At 70.7% G+C, this 6,500-nt stretch carries 7 protein-coding genes; 5 read left to right on the top strand and 2 right to left on the bottom strand.

Features of this window, described 5'->3' with window-relative positions:
• The first annotated feature begins 44 nt into the window (after positions 1-44).
• Both GKQ77_RS24820 and GKQ77_RS24815 read left to right on the top strand, forming a co-directional pair.
• Complete coding sequence (locus GKQ77_RS24820; protein WP_219691157.1) at positions 45-683, top strand: hypothetical protein; 639 nt, start codon at positions 45-47, stop codon at positions 681-683.
• A gap of 84 nt (positions 684-767) precedes the next feature.
• Positions 768-1,160, top strand: coding sequence for a VOC family protein (locus GKQ77_RS24815; RefSeq protein ID WP_219691156.1), 393 nt, complete (start codon positions 768-770; stop codon positions 1,158-1,160).
• 470 nt (positions 1,161-1,630) lie between these two features.
• Here GKQ77_RS24815 and GKQ77_RS33615 read toward each other — a convergent pair whose 3' ends face one another.
• Positions 1,631-1,822 (bottom strand): hypothetical protein, encoded by a 192-nt coding sequence (locus GKQ77_RS33615; protein ID WP_258021909.1) that lies wholly within the window; start codon positions 1,820-1,822, stop codon positions 1,631-1,633.
• Positions 1,823-1,991: 169 nt separating this feature from the next.
• Between GKQ77_RS33615 and GKQ77_RS24810 the strand changes: the two genes are divergently transcribed.
• Entirely contained in the window at positions 1,992-3,335 is a 1,344-nt protein-coding gene (locus GKQ77_RS24810; protein WP_219691155.1) for an NsdA family TPR-like regulatory protein, read from the top strand.
• 30 nt (positions 3,336-3,365) lie between these two features.
• On the opposite strand, the gene GKQ77_RS24805 is transcribed toward GKQ77_RS24810, so the two are convergent.
• Complete coding sequence (locus GKQ77_RS24805; protein ID WP_219691154.1) at positions 3,366-4,994, bottom strand: FadD3 family acyl-CoA ligase; 1,629 nt, start codon at positions 4,992-4,994, stop codon at positions 3,366-3,368.
• 113 nt (positions 4,995-5,107) lie between these two features.
• On the opposite strand from GKQ77_RS24805, the gene GKQ77_RS24800 reads away from it, so the two are divergent.
• Together GKQ77_RS24800 and GKQ77_RS24795 are read left to right on the top strand one after the other, a co-directional pair.
• A complete protein-coding gene (locus GKQ77_RS24800; protein WP_219691153.1) occupies positions 5,108-6,256 on the top strand; it encodes a lipid-transfer protein in 1,149 nt (382 codons plus the stop codon).
• A 70-nt stretch (positions 6,257-6,326) separates the two neighbouring features.
• The coding region (locus GKQ77_RS24795; RefSeq protein ID WP_258021907.1) for a zinc ribbon domain-containing protein at positions 6,327-6,500 on the top strand (174 nt) is incomplete at its 3' end.

Below are 6,500 nucleotides of genomic sequence, written 5' to 3'. Positions count from 1 at the left end.
CCCGGGGCCTCCGCTTCCCTGACCTCCGTGGAAGAGTCATGCACATGGCCACTCCCCCGTACCGCCTGACCCGCACCACCGCCTCCGCCCTCCTCATGGGCCTCTGCGTCCTGCCCCTGGCCGGCTGCGGCGACCAGCACGGGCGAACGACCGCCGACGCGGGCGCGCGTACGCCGACAGGTACCGCCACCACGGAGGCCAGCACCTCCACCACACCCACGGAGACCAGTGACGGCCCCTCCCCCTACGTAGAACCCGGAGTAGTCGACGGCGCCCCCCACCACGGCGAGAACAACGCCCACCGCCGCCCCGGCGAACTGACCTCCGCGGACAAGAAGGCCGCGCAGGCCGAGGCCGCCCGGATCGAGCCCGTCCTGAAGCGGCTCTGGCGGCAGAAGAAGTGGGATCCGGACAGCGTGCGCACCGCGCTCACCGGCAAGCTCGGGTACGAGGTCCGCGAGACGAGCGGCAAGGGCGAACTGCTCGGCGGGGAGCTGGACGTGCGGGAGATGTACCAGCGGTACGAGAACGGCGACGACGTCACGCCCGAGGGCGCGCTGATCGGGCTCTACGTAGGGGACGACGCCTGCGTGACCGCTTTCGTCCAGAAATCCAACTACGAGGTCAAGGCCAACGGCCGCTTCATGGAGACCGGTTGCATCGAGCCACCCACCGGCCACTGAGGCGGCCGGGCCCCGTCCAGGTCAGGCCGCCCCGCCCCGAAACTCCGTGGACAGCCCGACCCCGCGGCGCGGATAGTGCCGCCCATGACCTCCCATGTGCGCCACCTCACGTTCGACTCCCACGACGCCTACCGCCAGGGCACCTTCTGGGCCGAGGTCCTCGGTGGCTCGATCGCCGACGACGACTTCCCCGGAGATCCCGAGGCCCTCGTCACGGCGGAGGGCATCACCCTCCTCTTCGTGACCGTGCCGGACGCCAAGACCGTCAAGAACCGCCTGCACGTCGACCTCCAGCCGCAGGACCGCACCCGCGACGAGGAGGTCGAGCGGATCATCGCGCTCGGCGCGAAGCAGGTCGACGACCAGCGCAGGCCCAACGGCCGAGGCTGGGTCGTCCTCGCCGACCCCGAGGGCAACGAATTCTGCGTGGAGTGCGGCGAGGCGGAGCGGGCGGCCCTCATCGCGGCCGAGAGCTGAGCCCGGCAGCGGTACTCGGCACGTCTGTGAGGCATGGGCGGCCGTCCTCCCGGAGGAAAGGGGGGCCGGGGGCCACCACGGGGTGGACGGTCAGCACGTACCAACAGTCGTCGTCACGGGTGCGGAACTCGTATGCGCGCCCAGCCGCGAGCTGTCGTAGCGCGTCGCCCTGGCACTCGGCGTCCCGCGCCCAACCGCGCAGCTCCGCTGGAGCGTCGGGCGCCCCGTGCCTGACCGGTTGCAGGGCTTCGGACGGCAGCCAGTCGGCGCACGGGCTCGGGTCCAGGGCGTCCGCGAACCGGAGAGCCTGAGCGCGGAGCCACCGAAGGACGAGCCGGCGAGTCGCGGCGAACGAGCCGCCGAGGCAGACGGCCCTCGCCTCATCACCCGCGAACACGAGGGCGACATACGGACCCCGCGTCACGCGGCACGCTCCCCGTCCAGGCGGACCAGGGCTTGCCTCCGCGCGTTCACAGCAGATCTCCCCGGCTCCGGGCGTTCGCTCGGGCGGTCTGCGCGCTCAGCCGCTCTATGGGTTCCGCGGGGCGCACATGCTCGGGCTCCGCTTCCCATTCCGTCCCACCAGAGAGCGGGCGCAGCGACCAGTACGGACCGGCGACCCCCCGGAACTCCCCTACGCGGCCACGGCTCGTATCCATCATCAGCGCGCCCACGGAGGGCGGTACCGGCTCTGGGCTCACGCTCCCATTCCCTTCCCCTGCGTTCTCGACTGCTCGCTCTAGGCAACCGCGCGATCACTCTCAGCGGTACTGTGGGGAGAACGGCAGGAGTTAAGAGCGTTAAGCGGTCAGAGCGCGGGAGTTGGGGCCAGTGACGTCACGACAGCCGAATGCCGGACTTGCGCGGCTGTACCGCGAAAGCGGGTGGACCCTGCGGCAGTTCGCCCAGGAGGTCAACCGCATCGGGACCGAACGCGGGAGCCCCCTGAAGTACCAACCGCCTTCAGTGCACCAGTGGTTGAGCGGCCACCTGCCGAAGGAGACCGCCCGGCCGCTGATCCTCGAAGCGCTCGCCCGGCGACTGCTCCGACCCGTCACGCATGCCGAGGCGGGATTCCCGGCGCCCCCAGAGGAGTCGAACAGCCACCCGACTACCGTGGAAGGGCTGATCGACCTCGGGAGGCAGGACATGGATCCGTCACGCCGAAGCGTCCTGAGCGCCGGGCTGTTCTCCGTCGCGCTCACCGTCCCCGGCTGGCCCGACGTCGTGGGTCGCATGGAAGCGGTTCAGGCCGGGAAGGCCCGGCGCATAGGGATGGCCGAAGTCGACATGGTCAGCGCCATGACGGAGCGCGTGTCCGAGTTGGACGACCAATTCGGCGGTCGGCACGCTCGGCCGCTGGCGGCGGCGTTCCTCGTCAATACGGTCGCCCCCTACCTTCGTGCCGACGCCACGGAGGAGGTCCGCAAGGCGATGATGTCGGCGGCCTCCGACCTCTGCTACCTCACCGGATACATGGCCGTGGACGAAGGCATTCACGGTCTGGCGCAGCAGTATTACCTGAAGGCGCTGGAACTGGCGGGGGCCTCGGAGGACCATCTCACCTACTGCACCACGCTGCGCGGAATGAGCGTCCAGGCCGTCGACCTACGGCACGGGAAGGCGGCGATGCGGCTCGCGGACGCCGCCGCCTCCGCCTCGCCCCAGGCCGGCCCCCGGATGCGGGCGTTCCTCGCCGGTCAGCAGGCGCATGCCGCCGCGCAGCTCGGGGAACGAACCAAGGCGCTGATGTACATCCGAGAGGCCGAGGTAGCGATGGAAAAGGCCGAGTCGCAGTCGTCTACGTTCGGCTCGTACAACCCCTCGTCACTCACGTATCACGCGGGCCAGGTCCGCTATGAACTCGGCGACATCAGCGGTTCCGTCAAGGAACTGGAAGAGTCCGACAGGCTGCGCCACAGTTCCTTCAAGAGGAACAGGATCCGCTATCTGTCGATGCTGGCTGAGCGGCAACTGGAGATCGGCCACCTCGAAAGCGCGTGCGCCACGTGGACGAAGGTCATTGATATCTATCCGTACGTGCAGTCGGGGCAGTGCGATCAGAGCGTTTCCACCATGCAGGCTCGGATTCGCCCGTACCTGAAAAATCAAGCTGCCCGGACTCTCTATGAGCGCGCACGCCTGGTGACCCCGGCGCCAGCGGCGAGGCGCTGACCGCACATCCGCCACCGGGACCCGCACCCCTCACCGCGCGGCCCTCCGCAACTCCCCCTTCACCACCTTCCCGCTCGCGTTCCTCGGCAGCTCCGCCACGAACTCCACCCCCCTCGGCACCTTGTAGTTCGCCATCTCCCTCCGCGACCACGCGATCAGGTCGTCCGACGTCACCACCGAGCCCGGGCGCCGCACCACATACGCCCTGCCGACCTCGCCGAGCCTCGGGTCGGGTACGCCGATCACCGCCACGTCCGCCACGTCCGGGTGGAGGCCGAGCAACTGCTCGATCTCCGCGGGGTACGCGTTGAAGCCGCCGACGATGAACATGTCCTTGATCCGATCCGTGATGCGCAGGCGGCCCCCCTCGTCCAGGACGCCTACGTCACCGGTCCGCAGCCAGCCGTCCGCCGAGATCGCGCGGGCCGTCTCCGCGGGGTCCTCGAAGTAGCCCCGCATCACGTGGTGGCCGCGGACCAGGATCTCGCCGGGGCGGCCAGGAGGCAGCGGCTCGCCCGCCGGGGAGACCACCCGTACCTCCGTGTCCGGTATCGCCCGGCCCGACGTCGACGCGATGACCTCGGCCGGATCGCCGCGCCGGCACATCGTGACGATGCCGCTCGCCTCCGACAGGCCGTACGCGGTGAGGACCGTGCCCACCCGCAGCTCGCCGCGCAGCCGCTCGACCAGGCGGAGCGGCACGACCGCCGCGCCCGTCACCACGAGCCGCAGCGCGGAGAGATCGTGCTGGTCGCGGCAGGGGTGGTCGAGGAGGGACTGGTGCAGGGTGGGCGGGCCCGGCAGGACGGAGACGCGTTCCGCGGCGATGTTCGCCAGGACCGTGTCGACGTTGAAGACCGGCTGCGGGATCATCGTGGCACCCCGCGTCAGGCAGGCGATGATCCCGGCCTTGTAGCCGAAGGTGTGGAAGAAGGGGTTCACGATCAGATAGCGGTCACCCTCGCGCAGGCCCGCCAGCTCGCTCCACACGTCGTAGCAGCGCAGCGTCTGGGCGTGGGTGATCACGGCGCCCTTGGGCCGGCCCGTCGTACCGGAAGTGAAGATGATGTCCGAGGGCGCCGAGCCGTCCACCGACTCCGCCCGTACGCGCACGGCCTCCGCGTCGACCGCCTCGCCGCCCGCGAGGAAGTCCTTCCAGGTACGGAAGGACTCCGGCGCGTCGTCGGAGAGGACGACCACCTGTTCCAGGTGGGGAAGGCCGGGCAGCGGCCCCGCCCCCGCGCCGTCCGCCGCCGCGCGGCGCAGCGAGGCGACGTACGACGTACCGAGGAAGGTGCCGGTGACGAAGAGGAGCCTCGCGCGGCTGCGGGCCAGGACGTCGGCGGCCTCGGCACCCTTGAAGCGGGTGTTTAGGGGGACGAGGACCGCGCCCGCCGAGACCGCGCCGAGCGTGCAGACGATCCAGTCCAGGGTGTTCGGCGCCCACACGGCGACACGGTCCCCCGGCTCCACACCGCTCGCCATACAGGCGGCCGCGGCCCGCTCCACCCGCCCGCCCAGTTCGCCGTACGAGACCCGGGTGCGGCCCTCGACGACCGCCTCCCGGTCGCCGTACCGCTCGGCGGCCGCCCGGACCAGCCCCGGGATGGAGCCCCACCGCAGGTCGCCACGTATCGCAAGCCCCAGGTCGCCGCGCATCCCAAGCCCCTCCCGCTCCGGTAGCTGACTGCCCGTCAGATTAACGGTAGCCTGACGCCCTGTCAGCGGCTGGGACGCCGGCCGAGTCCTCGTCTCGCGGAGGTGCCGCCGCCATGCCCTCACTCAAGGACGCCACGGCGATAGCCGGGATCGGCCAGACCCCCTTCGCCAAGCAACTCGCCGACAGCGAGAAGGCGTTGGCGTGCCGCGCCATCCTCGCCGCGCTCGCCGACGCGGGCATCGCGCCTTCCGAGGTGGACGCCTTCGCCTCGTACACGATGGAGGAGACCGACGAGGTCGAGGTCGCCAAGGCCATCGGCGCGGGCGACGTCACCTTCTTCAGCAAGGTCGGCTACGGCGGCGGCGGCTCCTGCGCCACCGTCGCGCACCTCGCCTCCGCGATCGCCACCGGCCAGGCGAGCGTCGGCGTCGCCTGGCGCTCCCGCAAGCGCGGCAGCGGGCCACGCCCCTGGAAGAACACCGCCGTCCAACTCCCCACGCCCGCCCAGTGGACGCGCCCCTTCGGGCTGCTCCGCCCGGTCGACGAGATCGCGATGCTCGCCCGCCGCCACATGCACGAGTACGGCACCACCCGCGACCACCTCTTCAACGTCGCCCTCGCCTGCCGCAACCGCGCCAACCAGAACCCGGCCGCGATGATGTACGAGCGCCCGCTGACCCGCGACATGTATATGACCTCGCGCTGGATCAGCGAACCGCTCTGCCTCTTCGACAACTGCCTCGAGACGGACGGGGCGTTGGCGTGTGTCGTCGTCTCCGCCGAGCGGGCCCGCGACTGTCGTACGAAGCCCGTGTACGTCCACTCCGCCGCGCAGGGCCTGCCCTCCCAGCACCACGGCATGGTCAATTACTGGAACGACGACCCGCTCTCCGGCCCGGCCTGGACGGCGGCCCGCCACCTGTGGAAGCAGGCCGACTTCGGCCCCGATGACGTGGACGTGGCGCAGATCTACGACGCGTTCACCCCGCTCATCCCGCTCTCCCTGGAGGGCTACGGCTTCTGCGGCCGCGGCGAGGGCGGCGCGTTCACCGAGGGCGGCGCCCTGGAGAGCGGCGGCCGCCTGCCCATCAACACGGGCGGCGGCGGCCTCAGCGAGGCCTACGTCCACGGCTTCAACCTCATCAACGAGGGCGTGAAGCAACTGCGGGGAACCTCCACGGCCCAGGTCCCGAACGCGTCGACATGCCTGGTGACAGCGGGCGAGGGCGTCCCGACATCAGCGCTGCTGCTCACGGCTTGAAGTGCCCCGTCAGGGCGCGGGGAACTGCGCGAGCAACCACACCCAACCCGCACCCACAAAGGAACCCCACATGGCAGACGCGAAAAGAACGGCCGAGCCCCTGCTCACGCCCACCATGGACGAAGACGGCACCCCTTTCTGGACGTACGCCGCCCGAGGCGAACTCCGCATACAGACCTGCGCCGAACCCACCTGCGGAGAGCCCCGCTTCCCGCCCAGACCCTGCTGCCCCCACTGCCAGTCC

It is taken from the genome of Streptomyces anatolicus (genome assembly GCF_019400875.1).
In the GTDB taxonomy this organism is placed as follows: Bacteria; Actinomycetota; Actinomycetes; order Streptomycetales; family Streptomycetaceae; genus Streptomyces; species Streptomyces anatolicus.
This window is presented reverse-complemented; position numbering and strand designations above follow the sequence as displayed.

Coding starts and splice junctions, on each gene's coding strand:
- GKQ77_RS24820 (WP_219691157.1), top strand. CDS start 45: ATGGCCACTCCCCCGTACCGCCTGACCCGCACCACCGCCTCCGCCCTC.
- GKQ77_RS24815 (WP_219691156.1), top strand. CDS start 768: ATGACCTCCCATGTGCGCCACCTCACGTTCGACTCCCACGACGCCTAC.
- GKQ77_RS33615 (WP_258021909.1), bottom strand. CDS start 1,822: ATGATGGATACGAGCCGTGGCCGCGTAGGGGAGTTCCGGGGGGTCGCC.
- GKQ77_RS24805 (WP_219691154.1), bottom strand. CDS start 4,994: ATGCGCGGCGACCTGGGGCTTGCGATACGTGGCGACCTGCGGTGGGGC.
- GKQ77_RS24800 (WP_219691153.1), top strand. CDS start 5,108: ATGCCCTCACTCAAGGACGCCACGGCGATAGCCGGGATCGGCCAGACC.